We start from the raw sequence: 19,092 nt of genomic DNA on the forward strand, positions 1-19,092 counted from the left end.
ACCTCCGGGTCGAGACCTCTCCGCCGGGTGGTACGCCGGGGGCCGGGAAAAGTCTCGACACCCGGGCGATCAGGGGGACTTATCCGTCGTACTTGCCGTCCGCCGAGGGGTCGTGCGCCAGCCGGTAGCCGCGCTTGACCACCGTCTGGATCAGCTTCGGGCGCCCCAGCGCGGTGCGCAGCCGGGCCATCGCCGTCTCCACCGCGTGCTCGTCGCGCCCGGTGCCCGGCAGCGCGCGCAGCAGTTCCGCGCGCGCGACGACCCAGCCGGGCCGGCGGGCCAGGGCCCGCAGCAGCGCCATGCCGGCGGGGGGTACGGGCCGCAGTTCGCCGTCCACCACGGCGGCCTGGCCGCGTACCTCCAGGCGGTGCCCCGCCACCTGCAACGGGCGTACCCGGCCGGGGAGTTCGAGGGTGAGCAGCTGGACCAGCGGGCCCAGTCGGAAGCGCTCGGGATGCACGGTCGGCACCCCGTAGCGCTCCAGCGGCAGCGCGGTGACCGGGCCGACGCAGGCCGCCAGCACCTCCTGGCGCAGGGCGCCGAGCAGCTCCTCGCGCAGCCCCCGGTGCGCGGCGCGCTCCAGCAGGCTCGCGGCGGCGGGGGCGGAGGTGAAGGTCACCGCGTCGAGGGAGCGGGCGAGGACGGCGTCCAGCAGCCGGTCGACGGGGGCGAGGTCCTCCGGCGGCATCCAGCGGTAGACCGGCACCGCGACGACCTGCGCGCCGGCCGCCTCCAGCGTCTCGGTGAAGCCGCCCAGCGGCTCCCCGTGCAGCTGCAGGGCGACCCGGCGGCCCTCGACGCCCTCCGCCAGCAGCCGCTCCAGCACCTCGGCCATCGACTCCGAGGCCGGGGACCACTCCTCGGTCAGCCCGGCGGCCCGGATCGCGCCGCGCACCTTGGGGCCGCGCGCCAGCAGCCGCACCCCCGCCAGGCACGCCACCAGCTCCTCCCCCAGCCCCCAGCCGCCGGCCGCCTCCACCCAGCCGCGGAAGCCGATGGCGGTGGTGGCGACGACGAGGTGCGGAGGGTGGTCGATGAGCTGCTTGGTCGTCGCCAGCAGCTCCGTGTCGTCGGGCAGCGGCACGATGCGCAGCGCGGGGGCGTGCAGGACGGCGGCGCCGCGCCGCTGGAGCAGGGTGCCCAACTCCTCGGCGCGGCGGGCGGCGGTCACCCCGACGGTGAAACCGGCGAGGGGTTTGACGGGCGCGGCCGTGCCGGTGGCGCCTTCGGCTTCGTGCGGTGTGTGCATGGCTCCTGTCCCACCTCGCTGCCCCGGTGCGGCCCGGCAGGATCCGAGGGTGTCCCCTCCGGATCCTGCCGGGCTCCGGTGACGTGCGCGGTTCACCCGCGTTTCCCGTGCGTTACGCGGTGCGCGCCGCCTGCTGCGGCCACACTGGCCCCACCGGCCTCACACCTGTGCGTAGGCGGGCTGGTGGGACGTCTGGGACCGCGGCTCCCCGCCGACGGCCGGGGCCGGTGCCCTGCGCAGGTATACGGTCCACGTCACCGCGAAGCACAGCGCGTAGAAGACGAGGAAGCCCACGCAGGCCATGGTGCCGTTGCCGGCGCTCAGGAAGGACTGGCGGAAGGCGAGGTTGATGCCCAGCCCGCCGAGCGCGCCGACCGCGCCGATCAGGCCCATCGAGGCGCCGGAGAGCCGCCGCCCGTAGGCCGCCGCCGCCTCGCCGCGCAGGCCCTTGGCCAGGGCTTTGGCCTGGTAGATGCCGGGGATCATCTTGTACGTGGAGCCGTTGCCCAGCCCGGTGAGGACGAACAGCGGGATGAAGCCGGCCAGGTACAGCGGCAGCGACTTCTGTACGGAGGCGGTGACGACCAGCCCGGTGAAGGCGGCCATGCCCAGGAAGTTCCACAGCGTGATGCGCGCCCCGCCGAAGCGGTCGGCGAGGCGCCCGCCCACCGGGCGGATCAGCGAGCCGAGCAGCGGTCCGACGAAGGTGAGCGAGGCGGCCTGCAGCGGGGTGCGGCCGAACTGGCTCTGCAGCACCAGTCCGAAGGCGAAGCTGTAGCCGATGAAGGAGCCGAAGGTGCCGACGTAGAGGAAGGACATGATCCAGGTGTGCGGATCGCGGACGGCCTCGCGGGCGGCGCCGGTGTCGTTGCGTACGGGCGCGAGGTTGTCCATCCGCAGCGCGGCCAGTACGGCGGCCAGCACGATCAGCGGGATGTAGACCGCCAGCAGCACGCGCGGCTGCCCGGCGCCGGCCAGGGCGATGACCAGCAGGCCGAGCAGCTGCACCACGGGGACGCCGATGTTGCCGCCGCCCGCGTTCAGGCCCAGCGCCCAGCCCTTCTCGCGCAGCGGGAAGAAGGAGTTGATGTTCGTCATCGAGGAGGCGAAGTTGCCGCCGCCGACGCCGACCAGCGCCGCCACCGCCAGGAAGGTGCCGTAGGAGGTGCCCGGCTCCATCACCACCGCCAGCGCGATGGTGGGCGCCAGCAGCAGGGTGGCGCTGACGACCGTCCAGTTGCGGCCGCCGAAGCGGGCCACCGCGAAGGTGTACGGGACGCGGACGACGGCGCCGACCAGGGTGGCCATGGCCACCAGGAAGAACTTGTCGGCCGGGGTGAGCCCGTACTGCGGGCCCATGAAGAGGGCCAGCACGGAGAACATCGTCCAGACGGAGAAGCCGATGTGCTCGGCGAGGACGGAGTAGAGGAGGTTGCGGCGGGCGATCCGCCGGCCCTTCTCCGCCCAGAAGCGCCCGTCCTCCGGGTCCCAGGTCTCGATCCACCGCTTGCCGCCACGTGCGGCGGGCCTGCTGCTCGTCGCCGTCATAGCCGTGCCTCCCTGCTGCCTGTCGACCGTCTGCCTGCTGACGGGGGTGCTGTCGGGGTTCTGTTGGGGTGCTGCCGATGAACGCGACGGTAGGGACGCGGCGTTTCCCCCCGCGTGGCCGGAGGTGACACGTACGCAACCGTGCGCTCACCTTTGGCAGGAGGGCGGGGTGAGGGCGCGGGAATCCCGTTGCCGCGGCGCCCGCGCTGCGGGCACGATGGCGCGATCATGAGCACCCCCCGTGACACGGCCCCCGCCCGTGCGACCCGCCCCGCCGGGGGCCTGCGGTCCTACGGCCGGATCTTCGCCGTCCCCGGCGCCCGTGCCTTCACCGCGTGGAACCTCCTGGCCCGGCTCCCCATGGGGATGTTCGGCATCAGTACGGTGATGATGATCGCCGCCGGGTACGGCAGTTACGCCCTCGCCGGCGCGGTGGCCGCCACCGGCCTCGCCGCCAACGCGCTCGCCGGCCCGCTGATCGCGCGGGCGGTGGACCGGCGCGGGCAGGCCCGTACCGCCGTACCGGCCACGGTGGTCGCCACCTGCGGCGCGCTGGCCCTGACCGCCTGCGTCCACCTGCACGCGCCGCCGTGGACGCTCTTCGCCTCCTACACCGCGATGGCCGCCACCCCCAACACCGGCGGGATGTCCCGCGCCCGCTGGGCGCACCTGCTGCGCAAGGACCCGGGCGCGCTGCACACCGCGAACGCCTTCGAGCAGGCCGCCGACGAGGTCTGCTACCTGGGCGGCCCGGTGCTCGCGGCCTTCCTGTGCACGGCGCTCTTCCCGGAGGCCGGCACGCTCACCGCCGCGCTGCTGATGCTCACCGGCGTGCTGCTCTTCGCCGCCCAGCGCTCCACCGAGCCGCCGGTCGCCGCCCGTACCCGCGCGCCCGCGCCGCTGCGCGCGCCCGGAATGCCGCCGCTGCTGGGGGTGTTCGCCGCGACGGGGGTGCTCTTCGGCTCGACGGAGGTGGTGACGATCGCCTACGCCGACGCGGCCGGCAGCCCCTCGGCGGCCGGCTGGGTGCTGGCCCTGCAGGCGGCCGGCTCCTGCGCGGCGGGGCTGCTGTACGGGCTGGTGCGGCCGGCGTCCGATCCCGCCGTACGACTGCGGTGGTGCCTGGCGGCGATGGCCCTGCTGGCCTCGACCCCCCTGCTCGCGGCCTCCCTCGGCGGTCTGGCGGCGCTCGCCCCCGCGCTGCTGCTGGCCGGGATGGCGACCGCCCCGACGATGGTGACCGCGATGGGCCTGGTCCAGCGCCTCACCCCGCCGGAGCGGCTCAACGAGGGCATGACGGTCTCGGTGACCGCGATCCTCGGCGGGATCGCCGCCGGCTCGGCCGCCGGGGGCTGGGTGGTGGAGCACGCCGCCGGCGCCGCGGCCGGCTACTGGCTGCCGCCGGCCGCCGCGATCACCGCGGCGGCAACCTCCCTCACGCTGCGTGGCTTGCACGAGCGGGCGGTACCCCTGCAAAGTTGACCCTTCGGCCCCACCCGTCATCGCGGGCCGCCCCCGCGGCCGTCGTCCCGGTCGCGGGTGAGGAGCAACGGGGAGGACGGCGTTCGGTCATGCAGAGCCTGGAGTCCGAGGACCCGCGGGTCATCGGTGAGTACCGCCTCATAGGTCGGCTCGGCGCGGGCGGGATGGGACGGGTCTACCTCGCCCGCTCCGACCTCGGCCGTACCGTCGCCGTCAAGCTGATCCACGAGCAGCTCGCCCAGGAGCCCCTGTTCCGCACCCGCTTCCGGCAGGAGGTGACGGCCGCCCGCCGCGTCGGCGGCGAGTGGACCGCCCCCGTACTGGACGCCGACACCGAGGCCGAGGTGCCCTGGGTCGCCACCGGCTACATAGCCGGCCCCGCGCTCGAGGACATCGTCGACCACGACCACGGCCCCCTGCCCGAGCACTCGCTGCGGGTCCTCGCCGCCGGCCTGGGCCGCGCCCTGCAGGCGATCCACGCGGCCGGCATCATCCACCGCGACCTCAAGCCGTCCAACGTCCTGCTCACCCTCGACGGCCCCCGCGTCATCGACTTCGGCATAGCCCGTGCCCTGCACGCCACCGGCGCCGACGCCGTCACCCGCCCCGGCATGGCCGTCGGCTCCCCCGCCTTCATGTCGCCCGAGCAGGTGCGCGGCGAGCATCTGACGCCCGCCGGCGACGTGTTCAGCCTCGGCGCGGTGCTGGTCTACGCGGCCTCGGGGCGGATGCCGTTCGGCACCCCGGAGGGCGGGGTGATGGCGCTGATGTACCGCATCGCCAACGAGCGGCCCGACCTCTCCGGCGTCCCGCCGCAGCTCCATCCGCTGGTCGCGAGCTGCCTGGCCAAGGACCCCGCCGCCCGTCCGACGCCGGAGGAGATCGTGGCGCTGGCCCGGGCGCCGCGCCCGGGGGCGGGGGGCGAGCCGTGGCTGCCGGGCGGGGTGCTGGCCCGGCTGGGGCGGCACGCGGTGCGGCTGCTGGAGGTCGAGGCGCCGCAGGCGGGCGGGTCCGGTGAGAGCGGACGACCGGACGCGCAAGCCGCGTCGGCGTCCTCCGGCACCGCTGGCAAGGCCGGCGGTGCGGCCCCCGCGGACCGCCGCCGGGCGCGCCCCCGGCGCCGCTCGCGCCGCCTGGCCCTCGTCGCGGCGGCCGTCGCGGCGGTCGCCCTGCTCGGCGGGGGCGCGGTCTACCTCACCGCCGACGAGGTCGGCGACTCCGGCGACCCGGACACGCGCACCCAGGGCCGCCACGCCGTCTCCGCCGGCGCCGACGCCGGCCCCTCGTCCAGCGCCTCACCGGGGGGTACGAAGAAACCCGGCGCCCCCGCGACCCCGCCGCGCGGCGCTACGGGAACGCCCCCGCCGTCCGGCGCCCCCGCCACCACCGCGCCCGGGGGCAAGGCGCCCGCCCCCGGCTCCCCCGGCGCCTCCCCCGCCGCGACTCCCCCGCCGCCCCCGCGCCCCGTCGACCCCGGCGAGGTGGCGCCGAGCTTCGAGCCGGCCGCGGCGGACGTACCGGCCGCCTTCCTCGGCACCTGGAGCGGGAGTTCCAGCGCGCTCCTCGCCTCGCACAGCCGCCGCCTCTCCATCGTCCAGGGCGGGATCGGCCAGCCGGTGGTCACCATCACCGGCACGGGCAGCGGCCTGCTGGGCGCCACGTACACCTGCGTCTGGACCGCCCCGCTCGCCAAGGCCGGCTCCCCCGGCGCCCCGCTCACCCTGGGCACGGCCACCCTCACCCAGGCCGACCCGGCCTCCGCCTGCTCCGCCGACCCGGCCACCACGCTCACCGCGCTGAGCAGCAGCCAGTTGCGCCGCGAGTGGCCGGACGGCTCGAAAGCGGACATGACGTTCACCAGGGACTCCTGAGCCGCGCTTGCTGAACGTCGGATTCCTGCCGGACAGGCGGATCCGGGCGGATCCGGGCGGACGAAGAATGCCGGAGTGCCGCGACGAGGCCACACCCGGCGCGGGCGCGTGAGCAGCGCCCGCCGGGGTGGTCAGCGGACCTCCGCGTACCCGCTCTCCGCCCGAAAGGCATGTCCTCATGGATGCCACCACGGTGCCGACCCCCCTCGGCGCTGCGCGCCGGCCGCCCGGACGCGGCCCGGGCCGCGGGCGCGGCCTGCGCGAAGAACCTGGTGCCGCTGATCGTGCCGTGCCACCGCGTCCGCCGCTCGGACGGCACCCTGGGCGGCTACTACTACGGCCTCGACGTCAAACGCCGCCTCCTCGCCCACGAGGCCGGCAGGCCCTTGGCCCTCCCGCCGCCCCTGCCGCAGGAGGCGTCCCGGTGACGGCGTACCTGCGACTGCTGCGCTGCCAGGACGGGGAGGAGCCGGTCACCGTCCGTGGGCACCGAGAGCCGGTGCCGGAAATGTCCGATGGGCAAACGTGAGGAAACGCACCAACCGTTCAGGCCCGCTGCGCCGCCCCCCACGCTTCGCGTAGGGTCGCCAGCGACCGACAGGGAGCCAGCGCCGTGATCCGATTCGACAACGTCACGAAGATCTACCCCAAGCAGAACCGCCCGGCACTCCGGGACGTGTCTCTCGACATCGAGAGAGGCGAGTTCGTGTTCCTGGTGGGGTCCTCCGGCTCCGGCAAGTCCACCTTCCTCCGGCTCGTCCTGCGCGAGGAGCGCACCACCCACGGCCAGGTCCACGTCCTGGGCAAGGACCTGGCCCGGCTCTCCAACTGGAAGGTGCCCCACATGCGCCGCCAGCTGGGCACCGTCTTCCAGGACTTCCGGCTGCTGCCCAACAAGACCGTGGGGGAGAACGTCGCCTTCGCCCTCGAGGTGATCGGCAAGCCGCGCGGCCAGATCCGCAAGACCGTCCCCGAGGTCCTCGACCTCGTCGGCCTGGCGGGCAAGGAGGACCGGATGCCCGGCGAGCTGTCCGGCGGCGAGCAGCAGCGCGTGGCCGTGGCCCGCGCCTTCGTCAACCGCCCCATGCTGCTGATCGCGGACGAGCCCACCGGAAACCTGGACCCCCAGACCTCGGTGGGCATCATGAAGCTGCTGGACCGCATCAACCGGACCGGCACCACCGTGATCATGGCCACCCACGACCAGCAGATCGTCGACCAGATGCGCCGGCGCGTCATCGAGCTGGAGAAGGGCCACCTGGTACGCGACCAGTCGCGCGGCGTCTACGGATACCAGCACTGAGTCCTCAGGGTCCCCGGGTCCCCGCCAGCAGTTCCAGCTCCAGCCGAAAGGACGGGCATGCGCGCCCAGTTCATGTTCTCGGAGATCGGCACCGGTCTCCGGCGCAATCTCACCATGACCTTCGCGGTCGTCGTCTCCGTCGCCCTGTCCCTGGCCCTCTTCGGGGCGGCGCTCCTGCTGAGCAAGCAGGTCGACGCCATGAAGGGGTACTGGTACGACAAGGTCAACGTCTCGATCTACCTCTGCAACAAGGCCGACCAGGAGTCCTCCCCGCGCTGCGGGAAGGGGGCGATCACCGACGGCCAGAAGAAGGCGATCGAGACCGACCTCGACAAGATGGACAACCTGGTCGAGTCGGTGCACCACGAGACCGCCAAGGAGGCGTACAAGCACTACAAGGAGCAGTTCGGCGACTCGCTGCTGGCCAACTCCATCACCTCGGACCAGATGCAGGAGTCCTACCGCGTCAAGCTGAAGGACCCAACCCAGTACAAGGTGGTCTCCAGCGCCTTCGCCGACCGCCCCGGCGTCGTGGAGGTCCAGGACCAGCGCAATCTGCTGAAGAACCTCTTCGAGCTGCTGTACGGCATGAACCGCGCGGCGATCGGGATCATGGCGCTGATGCTGGTCGTCGCGCTGATGCTGATCGTGAACACGGTCCGGGTCTCCGCCTTCAGCCGCCGCCGGGAGACCGGGATCATGCGGCTGGTCGGCGCCTCCAGCTTCTACATCCAGATGCCGTTCATCATGGAGGCCGCCGTCGCGGGCGCGCTCGGCGCCGGCTTCGCCTGCCTGATGCTCGTCGGCGGCCGGTACTTCCTCATCGACCACGGCATGTCCCTCGCCGAGAAGCTGCCGCTGATCCACTTCATCGGCTGGGACGAGGTGGTCAAGGTCCTCCCCCTGGTCCTCGCCGTCGGCCTGCTGATGCCGGCCATGGCAGCCTTCGTGGCGCTGCGCAAGTACCTGAAGGTGTGAGCAGGGCGGGCGCCGTACCCGGGCCCCGCTCCCGTCAACCCTCCCTGGGACACAGCCCGCTGCCCTAGACTCGGCGCCATGTCCGGACTGTCTGCCCGTGTACGGGGCGCGCTGCCGGCGGCAGGTCCCCGGCGCCCCCGGCGGCTCCGCCGCCCGCGCCGCGTACGCCGGGCGACCGCCCTGTCGCTCGCCCTCGCCGGGGTGCTGGGCCTCGGGGCCGCCGGCGGCTCCTGGGCGGAGGACGGCCGGCGCGCGATGCGGCTGCTGGGCGGCGGCGAGCAGGGCCCGCCCCGGGTGCCCTACGCGGACCAGGGCCGCGGGCAGGGCGCCGACGGCGGCGAGCCGGCGGCCCGCGAGCTGGTCAGCCGCAGCGGCGACCGCTGGTCGGCGGCCTACAGCGCGGGCGAGTACGAGGACGTGCGCCAGTCCCTGGACGGCCGGTACACCGGCGTCGGCCTGTGGGTCGTACGCACCAGGGGCGGGCGCGTCCAGATCACCCGCGTCCAGCCCGGCGCCCCCGCCGACCGCGCCGGGATCCGCCCCGGCGACCGGCTGCACGCCATCGACGGCGCGGACGTCACGGGCCGCCCGGTCACGGAGGTCGTCGCCCGGCTGCGGGCCGCCGGCGGCGCCCCCGCCGCCGCGGGCAGCCCCGTCACCCTGCTCGTCCAGCGCCCCGGCCAGGGCCGCCGGGAGTACGTCCTGCACCGCGAGCGCCTGACCGTCGAGCCCGTGACGGTGCGGCGCGGCGCCGGCCCCTCCGTCATCAAGGTCGAGTCCTTCACCCGCGGCAGCGGCAAACGGGTCCGCCAGGCCGCCCGCGGCGCCCTGTCCCGCGAGGCGTCGCCCGGCATCGTGCTGGACCTGCGGGGGAACGCCGGCGGGCTGCTCACCGAGGCGGTCGGCGCCGCCTCCGCCTTCCTCGACGACGGCGTGGTGGCCACCTACGACCTGCGCGGCGAGCAGCACGCCCTCTACGCCGAGCCCGGCGGCGACACCGCGACCCCGCTGGTGGTCCTGGTGGACGGCGGCACGATGAGCGCCGCCGAGCTGCTCACCGGCGCCCTGCAGGAGCGGGGCCGCGCGATCGTGGTCGGCGGCCGCACCTTCGGCAAGGGCTCCGTACAGCTGCCCCGGGCGATGCCCGACGGCTCGGTGGCGGAGCTGACCGTCGGGCAGTACCGCACCCCCTCCGGGCGGACGCTGGAGGGCTCCGGGGTGGAGCCCGACCTGCTGGTCGGGCGGGGCTCGGACGCGGAGGCCGAGGCGAGGAAAGTATTGGGTGGCCTGGGGGCGGGTGCGTAGTGCGAGAATGGCCGCGCTATGGCTAAGCAAAAGGACCCGGACCGCAAACTGATCGCGCAGAACAAGCGTGCGCGACACGACTACCTCATCCTCGACACCTACGAGTGCGGCCTCGTGCTGACCGGCACGGAGGTGAAGTCGCTGCGCCAGGGGCGTGCCTCCCTGGCCGACGGCTTCGTGCAGATCGACGGCGGCGAGGCGTGGCTGCACAACGTGCACATCCCCGAGTACGCCCAGGGCACGTGGACCAACCACTCCGCCCGCCGCCGGCGCAAGCTGCTGATGCACCGCGCGGAGATCGACAAGCTCGGGGCGAAGTCGCAGGAGGCGGCGCACACGATCGTGCCGCTGGCGCTGTACTTCTACAAGGGCCGCGCGAAGATCGAGATCGCGCTCGCCAAGGGCAAGAAGGAGTACGACAAGCGCCAGACCCTGCGGGAGAAGCAGGACCGCCGCGAGACGGACAAGGCGGTCTCGGCGGCCCGGCGCCGGCAGCGGGCGTAGGACCGGCCCGGTGCGCGCGGTGTGAGCTCCATTAAATGATCTGGCATCCGGCGGGGTGGTTCCCGTAGGATGGAGGGGCACCCGTCGCGGTGCGCCTCCGGTGTCTCCCGTCCGAGACCGCCGGTTTGAAAAAACAACATGGGGATGATCGGTTTCGACAGCGGCTGTCGAAGCAGGGGAAGCGTGTCGAGGAAGCGGCAATGATCTCGTAAACCATATGTCGCAAACAATAATCGCCAACACCAAGCGCGATTCCTTCGCCCTCGCTGCCTAAGTAGCGACTTGCGAAGTGTCAGCCCGGGGCTGTTCCCGACCCGGATCCTGGCATCAGCTAGGGGACTAAACCTTGATCCCGGTCACGGGGTGAAGAGGGAAATCCAACAGTGACTGAGCCCGTCGGAGACTTGTCCGCGTGATCTCCGGGGCCGAGAAAATCGAAGCGGACTGCACACGGAGAAGCCCTGATTCCGCACCGTTGGACGCGGGTTCGATTCCCGCCATCTCCACCATCACCATGTCGGGCAGCCCCCGGTCTGCGAGCCATCGCAGGCCGGGGGCTTCTCGTTGTCCCGGCCCGCCGCCCGTGCCGGGGGCTGATGTACCGGGTGTACCGGGCGCGCGCTGGATTCGCGGCGACCTGGCACAGTAGAGGGACAGGACGTCGGGGACCGGGGCGGGAGGAGGAGAGCGCATGACAAGCGACTGGCTGGTGTGCGCCAACTGCGCGGGGCCCGTGAGCGAGGGCCGCTGCCGGGTCTGCCGGGCGAGCAGGGAGCGCCTGCGGCGCGAGTCGGGGTTCACGCTGAGCCCCGCGCTGCTGCTGTGGCTGCTGGGCCTGCTGGCGGCGCTGACGGCGGTGCTGTACCTGGAGCAGCAGGCGGCGTAGGACGTACCGAACGCGTGGAGGGCCCCGGCTTCGACAAGCCGGGGCCCTCCACGTGCGTACGGGAGCGGGGGCCTACGCCTCCTTCTCCTGCTGCTTGCGCCAGCGGATGCCCGCCTCCAGGAAGCCGTCCAGCTCGCCGTCCAGGACGGACTGCGGGTTGCCGACCTCGTGGTCGGTGCGCAGGTCCTTGACCATCTGGTAGGGCTGCAGGACGTAGGAGCGCATCTGGTTGCCCCAGGAGCCGGCCGTGTCGCCCTTGAGGGCGTTCATCTTGGCCTGCTCCTCCTCCTTGCGGCGGGCCAGCAGGCGGGCCTGCAGGACGCGCATGGCGGCGGCGCGGTTCTGGATCTGCGACTTCTCGTTCTGGCAGGAGACCACGATGCCGGTCTCCAGGTGCGTGATGCGGACCGCGGAGTCCGTGGTGTTCACGGACTGGCCACCGGGGCCGGAGGAGCGGAAGACATCGATCCGGATGTCGTTCTCCGGGATCTCGATGTGGTCGGTCTGCTCCACCACGGGCAGCACCTCCACGCCCGCGAAGGAGGTCTGGCGGCGGCCCTGGTTGTCGAAGGGCGAGATGCGCACCATCCGGTGCGTGCCCTGCTCGACGGAGAGCGTGCCGTAGGCGTAGGGGGCCTTCACCGCGAAGGTCGTCGACTTGATGCCGGCCTCCTCCGCGTAGGAGGTGTCCAGCACCTCGGTCGGGTAGCCCTTGCGCTCGGCCCAGCGCAGGTACATGCGCTGGAGCTGCTCGGCGAAGTCCGAGGCGTCGACGCCGCCGGCCTCGGCACGGATCGTGATCATGGCCTCGCGGGGGTCGTACTCCCCGGAGAGGAGGGTGCGCACCTCCAGCTCGTCCACGTCCTTGCGGGCGGCCCGCAGCTCGCGCTCGGCCTCCTGCAGGGAGTCCGCGTCGTCCTCGGCCTCGGCCAGCTCGTGCAGGACCTCGACGTCGTCGATCCGGGCGGCCAGCTCCTCGACCTTGCGGATCTGCGCCTGCACGGCGGAGAGCTTGCTGGTGGTCTTCTGGGCGTTCTCCGGGTCGTCCCAGAGTCCGGGGTCGGCTGCCCGCTCCTCAAGCGCGGCGGCCTCACCCCGCAGTGTGTCGAGGTCGAGGACGGCGACGATCGACTCCATCGTCGTCCGGAGGTCTTTGAGCGCTTCGGCGAAATCAGGTACTGCCACGTTGACAGCCTATCTGCTGGCGGGGGCGGGCGGAGCGGCCGGGCTGCTGCGGGGGTACGGGCCCCCCGGGCCGGAGTGGGCGTCGCTGTCCGTGGCCAGCCAGCCCAGCAGCGCCGCGGTCAGCGCGACCACGCCGACCGCGGCCCCCAGCCGCATCCGGCGGCTGCGCGCGGCGGTGCGGTGGCGGGCCGAGCCGGGGCGCGGGCGGCCGGGGACGCGCGGGACGCGGGCGGTGCCCAGGGCGCCGCCGGCCAGCGCCTCGGGGGTGGGGACGCGCATGCTGGTGTGGGTGTCGCGGTTGGAGTCGGGGGCGGAGCCGTGCGCGAGGGGGACGAGGGGGACGGCGCCGCGCGGCGGCCGCCCGCCGGACCCCCGGGCGCCGGGGCGGGGCTCGTAGCGCTGCTCGGGGAGGGCGGCCGGCGCCTCCGGCTCGTGCGGCTCGTCCACGTCCAGGCGCGGCATCCCGCGCAGGTCGGGCAGGACCTCCCGCAGCGCGGCGGCCAGCTCGGCGGCGCGCAGCCGGGAGGCGGGGGCCTTGGCCAGGCACTGGAGCATCAGCTGCCACAGCTCGTCGGGGATGCCGGGCAGCGGGGCGACGCTCTCCGTGACATGGCGGCGCAGTACGGCGCCGGGGTGGCCGCCACCGAAGGGCGTGAAGCCGGCCAGCAGCTCGTACAGCACGGTGGCGAGGGCGTAGATGTCGACGGCGGCGCGCGGCGGGAGGCCCTCGACCAGCTCGGGGGCGAGGTAGTCGGGGGTGCCGATGACGCGGCGCTGGGAAGGGATGCGCACGCCGCCGGGGGTGGGCTGGGGGGCGCGGCTGGGGGCGTCGATGAGCTTGGCGATGCCGAAGTCCGTCAGCAGGGCGGGCGGGGCGCCGCCGGGGCCGGTCGGGGCGGCGGAGTCCAGCAGGACGTTCTCCGGTTTGACGTCGCGGTGCACGACGCCGGCGGCGTGCGCGGCGGCCAGGGCGTCGGCGACGTCGGCGGTGATGGCGACGGCGGCCTCGGGGGTGAGGCGGCGCTCGTGGTCCAGGCGGGTGCGCAGGTCCGTACCGCGCACCAGCTCCATCACCAGCGCCAGGTCGTTGCCGTCGACGACCAGGTCGCGCACGCCCACGACGCGGGGGTGGTCGAGCCCGAGCAGGGCGCTGCGCTCCTGGACGAAGCGGTCGACCAGCTCGCGGTCCTCCGCGAGGTCCTCGCGCAGCAGCTTGATCGCGACGGGCCCCTGCGGACCCTCGCCCAGCCAGACCGTGCCCGCGCTTCCCCGGCCGAGCACCTGGTTGGCGGTGTACCGGCTGCCGATTCTCCGTGCCATGGCGACAAAAGTACGCGGCCGGGGGCGGGTTGGGGGACGCGGTCCCGGCTAAACAACCCGTGGGTGTCGATAAATCACCAAGGTCGCCGCCGGTCAGGGCGCCTGGGGGGCGCCGCCCTCGACACCCTCCTTCACGTCGCCGGCCTTCTCCTGCAGGTCGGCCAGCTCCGCGAGCCAGTCCTTGACCTGGGTGTAGGTGTCGCCGAGCTGCTGCCAGAAGCTCTTGCCCTCGGCCACCCAGTCCTGCAGCGGCGTCAGCTCCCACACGGCCCAGCCGCCCACGAAGAAGAGCAGGACGAGGAAGAGGCAGCCCTTGAGGCAGCCCAGGCCCGGGATGCGCATCCGGTTGGGGTTAGCGCCACGCTCGCGGCGCGGCTGCGCGGGCGGCGGGGCGGCCGGGGGCGGCGCGGAGGGGCGCTGCTGCGGGGGCGCGGACTGCCGGGGGGCGGGGCGCTGGGGCTCGCGGCGGCGCTGGGGGGCGGCCGGGGGGCGGCCCTGCTCGTAGCCCTGCTCGTAGCCCTGCTCGTAGGAGGAGCGGCCGCCGTACCCGCCCTGCTCGCGCTGGCTCCGGCGCTGGGGGCGGCGGCGCAGGGGGTCCTGGTCGGGGTCGTAGGGCAGCTGCTGGGTCGCCTCGTTGCGGTCGCGTGCCGCGTTCATCTGCGTCGCCCAGGGGTGCGGGCCCTGCGGCTCCGCGGGGGTGGGCGGCAGCAGCCGGGTGCGGCCGTCGTCGCCGGCCGGGCCGCCGGGCACGGAGCCGGTCGCCGCGTTCGGGTCGTACGTGGGCGGGGCGCCGTACGCGGACATCATCTGCGTACGGTCCTCGGAGCCGGCCGGGCCGCGCGTGGGGAGGACCTGCGTGGGGTCCGCCGTGCCCACCGGGCCCAGGGCGGCGCTGCCGGGGACGGAGGTCGGCGAGGCGTCCGGGACCAGCAGGGCGGCGACGCCCAGGGCGGCGTTGATCTGCTCGGGGGTGGACGAGGCGCCGCTGCCGGCGGCGACCGTGCGCAGGGCGCGGGCCAGGCTCTCGGCGCCGGGGCGGCGGGCGGGGTCCTTGCTCAGGCAGGCCTGCAGGACCGTCCACAGCGGCTCGGAGACGTTGCCCGGGCGGACCGGCTCCTCCTGCAGGTGGCGGTGGAGCACCTCCAGCGCGGAGCCGCCGGCGAAGGGCGGGCGGCCGGTGAGGATCTCGTACAGCAGGATGCCCGCGCCGTAGATGTCGACGGCGGAGGTCTGCGGGCGGCCCTCGGCGGCCTCGGGGGCGACGTAGGCGGGGGTGCCGACGAACTCGTGGGTGCGGGTCAGGCCCGGGGAGTCGGCGAGGCGGGCGATGCCGAAGTCGGTGAGCATCGGGTGCAGTCGGCCGCCGGCGCCGTCGCTCCCGGCGAGCAGCACGTTGGCGGGCTTGAGGTCGCGGTGCACGACGCCGTCGGCGTGGCTGGCGGCCAGCGCGTCGGCGATCTGCGCGGTGAGCAGGGCGGCGGCGATGGGGGTGAGCGGGCCGTTCTCGCGCAGGTAGCGGTGCAGGTCCGGGCCGTCGATCAGGTCCATGACGAGCGCGAGCAGATCGCCCTCGACCACCAGGTCGCGGGTGCGCACGATGTTGGGGTGGGTGAGGCGCAGCAGGACGGAGCGCTCGCGCAGGAAGCGCATGACCACGTCCGGGTCGCTCGCCAGCTCCTCCTTGAGGACCTTGATCGCCACCGTGTCGCCGGGGGCGGCGCCTTCCGGCGAGGCGGTCCCGGTGGCACGCCAGACGGTGCCGGTGGCGCCGCGGCCGAGCGGCTCCACGAGAAGGTATTTGCTTCCTACCGGCCGCACGTCATGTGCTCCCTGTCGCTGATGACTGTCGCTGGTGACCGTCGCTGGTGACTGTCGTCCCCGTGCCCTGCTGGGAGGCGGTCCGACAGCCTCCGAGGGCTCCACTGTAGCCGTGCGCCTCCCCCTGGCCGGACTGATGTGCGACCCATGGGAAGGCCCTGCGGGAAGCAGGGTGGCATGGAGAGGACGCCTGGCGGCGGCGGTTGGTTGCCCGCGCGGTCGCACCCCGGTGTCCGCCGTGTCCGCGGCGCTCGTACGAACGCGGACAATCGCGGTCCCAAGCAGGCATATTCACGTCACCGGGCGACCAATCAAGATCCGCCAACTCCGGGCCGGGCACCGGGTGTCAGTGGGAGATGGGAGGATGCCAGCCACGCACCGATGCGAGACCGATGCGAGAAGGGGCCGGTGGCCGCTGATGCAGATCCGGATGACCGTTCTGGGGCCGCAGGGTCCTCAGGGCGGGCGGGGTTCGAGCGTGGACGTGCTCGTCACCGCGCCGTCCGGTACACCGCTGTCCGCCGTCGCGGTCGGCCTCGCCGACGCGGTGGCCGCGGCGGGTGCGCTGGAGGGTGCGGCGGGAGGCGCCGGCGCGCCGCCCCCCGCCGGCGGCGCGCTCTACGCCGGGGAGCGGCTGCTCGACCCGGACCGCAGCATCCTCGGCGAGCCCCCGCTGGTGGACGGGGCGGTGCTCGGCCTGGGCGCGCCCGGGGTGGCGGGCGAGCCCGCCGACGCCCCGGTGCGGCTGCTGGTGGCCTCCGGTCCCGACGCCGGCGGGGTGCATCTCCTGCACGGCGGCCAGGTGCGCATCGGGCGCTCGGCGGACGCCGAGGTCCCGCTCGACGACCCGGACGTCTCGCGGCTGCACTGCGCGGTGACGGTGGACGCCGACGGCCGCGCGGCGGTGCTGGACCTGGATTCGACCAACGGCACGACGGTGGACGGCGCCCCGGTGGGCCGCCGTCCGGTGCCGCTGCGGCAGGGGGCCGTGCTGCGCGTCGGCGAGTCCGTGCTGCGGGTGGCGGGCAACGCCGCCCCCGGCGCCGGCCCGGCCGCCTTCTCCGAAGCCCCGCCGGACGACGCGCTCTACGCCGGGGGGACGCACGGCAGCGGCCTGGTCGTCCCCGGCCCCGGCGCCACCCCGCTGCGGGGCACCCCGGCCCCCTCGCTGCACGCGGACACCGCGCCGGTCCGACGCGGGGGGCTGAAGGCGTGGGCGCGGCGCTTCGGCGCGGGCCCGGCGCCCCTGTCCGCGCAGACCCCGGCCCCGACCACCGCCGAGCCGTTCCCCGGGGCGTCCCCCCGGGCGGCCGACCCCTTCGGGGCGCCGCAGCGCGAGCGCTGGCCCGATCCGGCGGAGGTGCTGCTGACGGCGCTCGGGGGCGCCCAGGAGGGGCTGCCCGGTGCGCGGCTCGGGGAGCGCGACGCGGAGCATCCGGACGCGCTGAGCGTACGGCTGGGGACGGCGTACGGGCAGGGGCGGCCCACGCCGCTGGTCGCCTCCCTGCGGGAGGCCGGCTCGCTAGGGCTGGCCGGCCCGCGGCCGCGGCTGCTGGGGCTGGCCCGCTCGGTGCTGGCGCAGCTGGCGGTGCTGCACGCGGTGGACGAGCTGGAGCTCGTGCTGATCGCCCCGGACCGGCTGCGTCCGCTCGCCGAGCGGCTGGCGGACTGGTCCTGGCTGGGCTGGCTGCCGCAGCTGCGTCCGGCGCGCGGCCAGGACTGCCGGCTGCTGACGGCGTACGACAGGGAGCAGGCCGCCGCCCGACTGGGCGAGCTGCTGCGCCGCCTGGAGCGCGATCCGGGCGGCCCGGCGCACACGGTCGTGGTGGTGGACGGCGATCCGGGGCCGCCCGACCAGCGCGAGGCGCTGGCGCGGCTGGCGGTGCGCGGTCCGGCGGCGGGCATCCATCTGCTCTGCCTGGCGGCGACGCCCGCCGCCTCCCCCCGCTCCCCGCTGACCGAGAGCTATGCCGCCGCCTGCGCGGCCACGCCGGGCTTCGCGGAGTGCGGCGCGGTGGGGCTGCTCACGGGCGAGGTGGCCACGGGGCTGCGGCTGCTGCGCCGCCCGCTCGCGGCCGCGGAGCCGCCCAGCGGGGAGAGCGGCACGGGGCACGCCACGGGGCGCGGCTGGCTGTACGGGCCGGGGCCCGACCCCCAGGGCTCGCCGGGCGGCGACTGGTTCGCCGCCGCCGTGGCGGAGGGGCGCCGCGCGGAGGAGGCGGGCCTGCCCCGGGTCGCGGGAGCGGATCCGGCGCGCGGGGCGGGGGATGCGCCGGGGGCGGCGGAGTCCTCGGGCCGGCAGGGCATCGTGGACGCGGTCTCGGCGGCCTGGGCCGAGCGGCCGGCCCGCGCGCTGGCGCCGCTGCGGCCGGCCGGCCGCGAGGCGGGCGGCGGGCGGGCGGGCGAGCTGCCCCTCTCGGTTCGGCTGCTGGACGAGCTGGGGCTGGCGCGGGCGACACCGGCGGCGCTCACGGCGCGGTGGGCGCAGCAGGGCCGGCCGCTGGCGGTGCTGGGAGCCTGCGCGCGCGGTCCGCTGGAGGTGGATCTGGACACCGACGGGGTCCGGCATCTCTTCATAGAGGGCCCGGCGGGCTCGGGGCGCACGGAGCTGATCCGTTCGCTGGCGGCCTCCCTGGCCGCCTCGGAGCGGCCCGACCGGCTGCAGCTGGTGCTGATCGACGGCGGCGGCGCGGAGCGCGGCGAGGGGCTGCGGGTGGTGACGGAGCTGCCGCACGTCACGACGTACCTCCCGGCCAACGACCCGCGCCGGATGCGGGAGTTCGCGCAGGCGCTGGCGGCCGAGCTGAAGCGGCGCGCCGAGGTGCTGGCGGCCTCGCTCGGCGCGTATCCGGTGCCGGGCCAGCGCTCGGGCTCCGACGAGGGCTCGGACGACAGCCCCTCGGCCGGGCCCGGCCGTCCCGGCGCCCCCACCGTCTCCGGCTTCGGGGACCTCGACGCCCCGCCCCCGGGGTATCCCGTGCTCGACGAGCTCGGGGAGGGCACCCTGCGGCTGCGCCGCCGGGAGCCGGCGCCGCCCGCGGTCGACATCGACCCCGAGGCCCGGATGCGGCTGGCCCGCCAGACGCTCGCCGAGCAGCCCCGGCTGGTCATCCTGGTCGACGACTACGACGCGCTGACGGCCCCGGCCCTGGGCAGTCCGGCCCGTCCCGCGGCCGGTTCGGTGCTGCGGGCGCTGGACACCGTGGTGCGCGACGGCGGGCGGCTGGGCGTCGACCTGATCGCCGCCTCGGGGCGCCCGGGGCTGACGGCGCAGTCGGCGGCGCGCACGGAGGCGGGGCTGCTGGTGCGGCTGGGCTGCGGCAGCGATCTGCCGCCGGGGCGCGGCGAGTTGCACCAGGCGGGGCAGGCCCCGGTGGCCTTCCAGGCGGGCCGGGTGACCGGGCGTATTCCGCGTACGGCGACGGCGCGGCCCACGGTCGTCCCCCTGGAGTGGGAGCGGATGGGCGCCCCGCCGACGAGCCGCCCCCTGCGGGAGTTGGGCAACGGGCCGACGGACCTGGCGCTGCTGGCGAGCGCCCTGCAGCGGGCCGCGCAGTCGGCGGGCGCGACGTCGACACCGGCGCTGGCGTAGCGCGCTTTTGCCCGCCCCGCGCCCGACTCCCCCTGTCCGTACGGGACTTCA

At 75.1% G+C, this 19,092-nt stretch carries 14 protein-coding genes and 1 other RNA gene; 10 read left to right on the forward strand and 5 right to left on the reverse strand.

Going from position 1 to position 19,092, the window contains the following annotated elements; genetic code table 11:
* Positions 1-79: 79 nt before the first annotated feature.
* Both ACFQLX_RS10150 and ACFQLX_RS10155 read right to left on the reverse strand, forming a co-directional pair.
* On the reverse strand, positions 80-1,249 hold the full coding sequence (locus ACFQLX_RS10150) for a uroporphyrinogen-III synthase (RefSeq protein WP_386413892.1): 1,170 nt from the start codon (positions 1,247-1,249) through the stop codon (positions 80-82).
* Positions 1,250-1,408: 159 nt separating this feature from the next.
* Positions 1,409-2,797 carry a nitrate/nitrite transporter gene (locus ACFQLX_RS10155; RefSeq protein ID WP_386413893.1) on the reverse strand — a complete coding sequence of 463 codons (1,389 nt, stop codon included), beginning with the start codon at positions 2,795-2,797 and terminating at the stop codon, positions 1,409-1,411.
* A 228-nt stretch (positions 2,798-3,025) separates the two neighbouring features.
* Between ACFQLX_RS10155 and ACFQLX_RS10160 the strand changes: the two genes are divergently transcribed.
* The 9 genes from ACFQLX_RS10160 to ACFQLX_RS10200 all read left to right on the forward strand — a co-directional run bounded on the left by ACFQLX_RS10160 (position 3,026) and on the right by ACFQLX_RS10200 (position 11,126).
* Positions 3,026-4,279, forward strand: a complete 1,254-nt coding sequence (locus ACFQLX_RS10160) for an MFS transporter (protein WP_386413894.1) — start codon at positions 3,026-3,028, stop codon at positions 4,277-4,279.
* Positions 4,280-4,368: 89 nt separating this feature from the next.
* Positions 4,369-6,150, forward strand: coding sequence for a serine/threonine-protein kinase (locus tag ACFQLX_RS10165; protein ID WP_386413896.1), 1,782 nt, complete (start codon positions 4,369-4,371; stop codon positions 6,148-6,150).
* A 182-nt stretch (positions 6,151-6,332) separates the two neighbouring features.
* Positions 6,333-6,578 carry a methylated-DNA--[protein]-cysteine S-methyltransferase gene (locus ACFQLX_RS10170; protein WP_386413897.1) on the forward strand — a complete coding sequence of 82 codons (246 nt, stop codon included), beginning with the start codon at positions 6,333-6,335 and terminating at the stop codon, positions 6,576-6,578.
* A 185-nt stretch (positions 6,579-6,763) separates the two neighbouring features.
* A complete protein-coding gene (ftsE, locus tag ACFQLX_RS10175) occupies positions 6,764-7,453 on the forward strand; it encodes a cell division ATP-binding protein FtsE (protein ID WP_386413898.1) in 690 nt (229 codons plus the stop codon).
* A 57-nt stretch (positions 7,454-7,510) separates the two neighbouring features.
* Positions 7,511-8,431, forward strand: coding sequence for a permease-like cell division protein FtsX (gene ftsX, locus ACFQLX_RS10180; RefSeq protein WP_386413899.1), 921 nt, complete (start codon positions 7,511-7,513; stop codon positions 8,429-8,431).
* A 78-nt stretch (positions 8,432-8,509) separates the two neighbouring features.
* Positions 8,510-9,736 carry a S41 family peptidase gene (locus ACFQLX_RS10185; RefSeq protein ID WP_386413901.1) on the forward strand — a complete coding sequence of 409 codons (1,227 nt, stop codon included), beginning with the start codon at positions 8,510-8,512 and terminating at the stop codon, positions 9,734-9,736.
* An 18-nt stretch (positions 9,737-9,754) separates the two neighbouring features.
* Positions 9,755-10,240, forward strand: a complete 486-nt coding sequence (gene smpB, locus ACFQLX_RS10190) for an SsrA-binding protein SmpB (RefSeq protein WP_386413902.1) — start codon at positions 9,755-9,757, stop codon at positions 10,238-10,240.
* Between the two features lie 140 nt (positions 10,241-10,380).
* Positions 10,381-10,749: a transfer-messenger RNA gene (gene ssrA / locus ACFQLX_RS10195) on the forward strand.
* 182 nt (positions 10,750-10,931) lie between these two features.
* On the forward strand, positions 10,932-11,126 hold the full coding sequence (locus ACFQLX_RS10200) for a hypothetical protein (protein ID WP_386413903.1): 195 nt from the start codon (positions 10,932-10,934) through the stop codon (positions 11,124-11,126).
* Between the two features lie 72 nt (positions 11,127-11,198).
* Here the strand turns inward: ACFQLX_RS10200 and prfB are convergent, their stop codons facing one another.
* The 3 genes from prfB to ACFQLX_RS10215 all read right to left on the reverse strand — a co-directional run bounded on the left by prfB (position 11,199) and on the right by ACFQLX_RS10215 (position 15,449).
* Positions 11,199-12,311 (reverse strand): peptide chain release factor 2, encoded by a 1,113-nt coding sequence (gene prfB, locus ACFQLX_RS10205; protein ID WP_386413904.1) that lies wholly within the window; start codon positions 12,309-12,311, stop codon positions 11,199-11,201.
* A gap of 9 nt (positions 12,312-12,320) precedes the next feature.
* Positions 12,321-13,631, reverse strand: coding sequence for a serine/threonine-protein kinase (locus ACFQLX_RS10210; protein WP_386413905.1), 1,311 nt, complete (start codon positions 13,629-13,631; stop codon positions 12,321-12,323).
* A gap of 93 nt (positions 13,632-13,724) precedes the next feature.
* Positions 13,725-15,449: a serine/threonine-protein kinase gene (locus ACFQLX_RS10215; protein WP_386413906.1), complete on the reverse strand. Its 1,725-nt coding sequence runs from the start codon at positions 15,447-15,449 to the stop codon at positions 13,725-13,727.
* A gap of 418 nt (positions 15,450-15,867) precedes the next feature.
* Here ACFQLX_RS10215 and ACFQLX_RS10220 point away from each other — a divergent pair, with 418 nt between their 5' ends.
* Positions 15,868-19,041, forward strand: coding sequence for an FtsK/SpoIIIE domain-containing protein (locus ACFQLX_RS10220; RefSeq protein WP_386413908.1), 3,174 nt, complete (start codon positions 15,868-15,870; stop codon positions 19,039-19,041).
* Positions 19,042-19,092 lie beyond the last annotated feature (51 nt).

Origin of the sequence: Streptomyces polyrhachis (genome assembly GCF_042663125.1) — a bacterium.
GTDB classification, from domain to species: domain Bacteria; phylum Actinomycetota; class Actinomycetes; order Streptomycetales; family Streptomycetaceae; genus Streptomyces; species Streptomyces polyrhachii.

What these genes read in the sequence shown, in the direction of transcription:
- ACFQLX_RS10150 (WP_386413892.1), bottom strand. Translation starts at nt 1,249, where the DNA reads ATGCACACACCGCACGAAGCCGAAGGCGCCACCGGCACGGCCGCGCCC.
- ACFQLX_RS10155 (WP_386413893.1), bottom strand. Translation starts at nt 2,797, where the DNA reads ATGACGGCGACGAGCAGCAGGCCCGCCGCACGTGGCGGCAAGCGGTGG.
- ACFQLX_RS10160 (WP_386413894.1), top strand. Translation starts at nt 3,026, where the DNA reads ATGAGCACCCCCCGTGACACGGCCCCCGCCCGTGCGACCCGCCCCGCC.
- ACFQLX_RS10165 (WP_386413896.1), top strand. Translation starts at nt 4,369, where the DNA reads ATGCAGAGCCTGGAGTCCGAGGACCCGCGGGTCATCGGTGAGTACCGC.
- ACFQLX_RS10170 (WP_386413897.1), top strand. Translation starts at nt 6,333, where the DNA reads ATGCCACCACGGTGCCGACCCCCCTCGGCGCTGCGCGCCGGCCGCCCG.
- ftsX (WP_386413899.1), top strand. Translation starts at nt 7,511, where the DNA reads ATGCGCGCCCAGTTCATGTTCTCGGAGATCGGCACCGGTCTCCGGCGC.
- ACFQLX_RS10185 (WP_386413901.1), top strand. Translation starts at nt 8,510, where the DNA reads ATGTCCGGACTGTCTGCCCGTGTACGGGGCGCGCTGCCGGCGGCAGGT.
- smpB (WP_386413902.1), top strand. Translation starts at nt 9,755, where the DNA reads ATGGCTAAGCAAAAGGACCCGGACCGCAAACTGATCGCGCAGAACAAG.
- ACFQLX_RS10200 (WP_386413903.1), top strand. Translation starts at nt 10,932, where the DNA reads ATGACAAGCGACTGGCTGGTGTGCGCCAACTGCGCGGGGCCCGTGAGC.
- ACFQLX_RS10210 (WP_386413905.1), bottom strand. Translation starts at nt 13,631, where the DNA reads ATGGCACGGAGAATCGGCAGCCGGTACACCGCCAACCAGGTGCTCGGC.
- ACFQLX_RS10220 (WP_386413908.1), top strand. Translation starts at nt 15,868, where the DNA reads ATGCAGATCCGGATGACCGTTCTGGGGCCGCAGGGTCCTCAGGGCGGG.